The organism is Anabaena sp. AL09 (genome assembly GCF_001672255.1).
Taxonomy (GTDB): Bacteria; Cyanobacteriota; Cyanobacteriia; order Cyanobacteriales; family Nostocaceae; genus Dolichospermum; species Dolichospermum lemmermannii.
This window is the reverse complement of record NZ_LJOQ01000086.1, coordinates 1-4041: the sequence shown is the minus strand read 5'-3', so window position 1 is coordinate 4041 and position 4041 is coordinate 1. Positions and strand designations below refer to the sequence as shown.

Below are 4041 nucleotides of genomic sequence, written 5' to 3'. Positions count from 1 at the left end.
AATACAGTACAGAACGTATTCATTTTAACAAAAATAACCATTCTTAACTTTTCGTTACATAGTTAGAAACTTTTCCGCCGACCTACTTAGACTTTTAAATAATCTCAGCTTTATCAAAAAAATGCAATAGATAGCAGGTAAGACTTATGCTTATCTATCTAACGGTGCATCTTTATATCCCACATTCCCCACCCTAACTGTCACATTATTGACACTCCCCGGTCTAAAGCACATAATGCATTGCTACGCAATGCTTACTCAGGGACTTTCAAACTTCCCAGTCTTTCTTGTAAGGTGCATCAAACCGCAAAAATCTAGCAAATAAACAGATTGTTGATATCTGATGCACCCTACAATAGATTTTTGGTGTGACGCTTGCGTAAGTTGTAAGAGTGAGTCATAACTTGAACAAAATATATTTAGAACTTACGCATTGACAAATGAGGGAAGATTCTTATACGTTAATCATTGGTATTGCTTATATGTAAGCATCAAACATCTCCGAAAAAGAATCTGAAACCCTTAACTTGTCTAGCTGAAAACCTAATTTCCGGAGAGGTCTATTTTAGATAACTAAAATAGACAAAATAGTTAAAAAACTCGCTATTATGGCTAATCATCAAAATAAATTTAATTGCTTTATTATTGGCGAGGGAACTTTACCGATTCAATGTGCTGAAATACTGATCAATCAAGGTCACGTAATTTACGGCATTATCTCCGCAGATGCATCGATAATTAACTGGGCTGAGGGGAAAAACATACCTTATATTAAGCCAACAGATCATCTCGGAGAATTTTTAAGCCAGCAGCCTTTTGATTACCTGTTCAGTATTGTCAATAGGTATGTTTTACCCCAGGAAATTCTAGAGTTACCACGCCAATTTGCGATCAACTATCATGATGCCCCCCTACCAAGATATGCAGGAGTCAATGTCACTTCCTGGGCGTTGATGAATCAGGAGAAGACTCATGGGGTGACGTGGCATATAATGGCCGCTATGGTTGATGCGGGCGATATCCTGAAGCAGGTAATTATCGATATTGCTGATGACGAGACAGCTTTGACTCTGAATGGGAAATGCTATGAATCTGCTATTAATGCATTTGCTCAACTAGTTGATGAGCTATCCTCTGGTACATTTGTAGCAACCAAAGTAAACCTGAATGAGCGCACCTATTTTTCCCGCTTCAAAAGGCTGAGGGCAGGCGGAATCATCTCATGGAAGCGTTGTGCTTATGAGTTAGATGCCCTGATTAGGGCTTTAGATTTTGGTTTTTATCCCAATCCATTAGGTCGACCTAAATTGGCTATAGACAGCAATTTGTTTATAGTCTCTAAGCTTGAGGTTCAGGGTAACTTGTCCAACTACCCTCCGGGAACGATCACAAACATTGAACCTACTTATATCAAAGTTTCTACAGCAAGTTATGATATTGCACTACGTCAGGTACTGGCTATTAATGGTCAAGCACTATCAATTTCATATCTGGTGGAGAAATTTGGCTTGCAGGTCGGGTATCAGTTTTGTGATCTTGAGCCTAATCAGGTCAAGCAGATTGAGAAGTTTGATCAGTCAATTGTTAAGCATGAAGCTTTTTGGGTAGAAAGGCTAGGAACCTTAGAGTCCATCACTATTCCTGAGGCAAAGCAGACAGCATCATTACACCTAAAAGAACCACAGTATGCCAGTGCCAGGATGTTTGTACCCGATGAGGTAATTACCTTATGGTCACAACGCCATCCCCAATGGCACCGAAGTGATTTTCTCGCAGCTGCTTTTATTACTTATCTGGCTCGAATTGGTGGCAGCGGATGTTTTGATATCGGATTTAAAGATATTGAATTACAACGACAGTTGGTCGGACTCGAAAGCTTGTTTGCGTCAGTTGTTCCTTATCGGGTAAATATAGATTACGAGCAAAGTTTTGCGGCTTTAAAAAAACAGTTCGAATTTACCCAACTTCCCCTAACTTATGTCCGGGATGTCGTGACTAGGTATCCATCTCTTCGTTCGTTGTCCGATCGGGGTAGTGAGCAGTTTTTCCCAGTGGTTGTAGAGCGTGTGGAAACACTAGAGGACTACCAAGGGCCGTTGGGAAGTGATCTAACTTTCATAATTTCCTCAGATGGGAAGAAATGTTGTTGGTTCTACAACACCGATGTATTGGATGATGACAGTATTGCCAGGATGCAAGAGCAGTTTACTGTTTTTCTGCAAGGTATTCTCACGGAACCTGACCAGTGTATTGCTTACCTGCCTTTGTTATCTGAGCAGCAGCGGCGGGAGATTTTGCTGGAGTGGAATGATACTCAGGTGGATGATCCCCAGGATAAATGTATCCATCAGTTATTTGAGTCGCAGGTAGAACGGACTCCAGATGCAGTGGCGGTGGTGTTTGAAAATCAACAACTTACCTATAGTCAGTTGAATTGTCAGGCTAATCAATTAGCGCATTACTTACGCTCTCATGGTGTGGGTGCGGATGTGCTGGTGGGTATTTGTGTAGAGCGTTCTTTAGAGATGGTAGTGGGACTACTAGGCATTCTCAAAGCGGGTGGAGCCTATGTACCAATTGACCCTGAATATCCACAAGAGCGTCTGACTTTCATGCTAGAAGATGCTCAAGTTTCGGTATTACTAAGTCAACAGAAATTAGTTGAAAAATTACAAACCCATCAAGAAAATATTGTCTGCTTAGATACCGCATGGCAACTAATTTCTCAGTTGAGTCCAGAGAATCTCATCTCTGAGGTGCAAGGACATAACTTGGCTTATGTGATTTATACATCTGGTTCAACAGGTGTGCCAAAAGGTGTGGCCATGAATCAGCTTGCTCTTTGCAATCTGCTCCTGTGGCAACGGCAAAATGTCACAATTTCTAGTGGGGCAAAAACTCTGCAATTTGCGCCGATCAGCTTTGATGTTTCCTTCCAAGAAATCTTCTCAACCTGGTGTTCTGGGGGGACATTGCTGTTGATTGGAGAGCAATTGCGCCGAGAACCATTGGCTGTGTTAGGTTTACTCCAAGAACAAGCTGTTGAGAGACTGTTTCTTCCCTTTGTTGGTTTACAGCAACTAGCCGAGGTGGCTATTGAGCGGGAATTAGTTATTAGTAATCTGCGCCAAATCATCACTGCGGGGGAACAGTTGCAGATTACTCCTGCCATTTCTCAATGGTTGAGCCAGTTAACTGATTGTACTTTGCACAATCATTATGGACCATCGGAAAGTCATGTCGTCACCAGTTTTACTCTGACTAATTCCGTGGAAACTTGGCCGCTGCTGCCTCCCATTGGTCGTCCCATTGCCAATACCCAACTTTATATCCTTGACGGAAATTTACAACCAGTACCAGTAGGTGTACCAGGAGAATTGCATATAGGTGGAGTCGGATTAGCACGCGGCTACCTCAACCGACCAGAGTTAACACAAGAGAAATTTATCGCCAATCCCTTTAGCACCTACCCTAATTCCCGTCTCTACAAAACCGGGGACTTAGCCCGTTATTTGCCAGATGGCAATATCGAATACTTGGGTCGCAGCGATAATCAAGTAAAAATCCGGGGATTCCGCATCGAGTTGGGCGAAATCGAAACAGTCCTCAGCCAATATCCCCATGTGCAAGCATCTTGCGTGATTGTCCGTGAAGACATTCCTGGTAACAAGCGCTTAGTTGCCTACATTGTGCCGCAAAAAGAGCAGAGAGCCACTGTCAGCGAACTGCGTAGCTTCCTCACACAAAAGCTGCCAGAATACATGGGTCCCCAGGCTTTCGTCATTTTAGATTCCTTACCCCTCACCCCCAATGGCAAAGTAGACCGCCGCGCTTTGCCCATACCAGATTTACACGCTGAACTCACAGACCAGTACGTAGCTCCACGCACCCCCACCGAAGAAATCCTGTCACTAATTTGGGCACAAGTCCTCAAACTAGAGCAAGTAGGTATTCATGATAACTTCTTTACCTTTGGCGGACACTCCCTACTAGCAACCCAATTGGTTTCTCGCATCCGCACTAGCTTCAAAGTAGAACTAC

Annotated in this window: 1 protein-coding gene; it reads left to right on the top strand. The window is 43.0% G+C overall.

Annotation, left to right across the window (positions count from 1 at the left end):
• Positions 1 to 608 precede the first annotated feature (608 nt).
• Positions 609 to 4041: amino acid adenylation domain-containing protein (locus AN490_RS17825; RefSeq protein ID WP_300006181.1), on the top strand; the 3433-nt coding region annotated here is incomplete at its 3' end.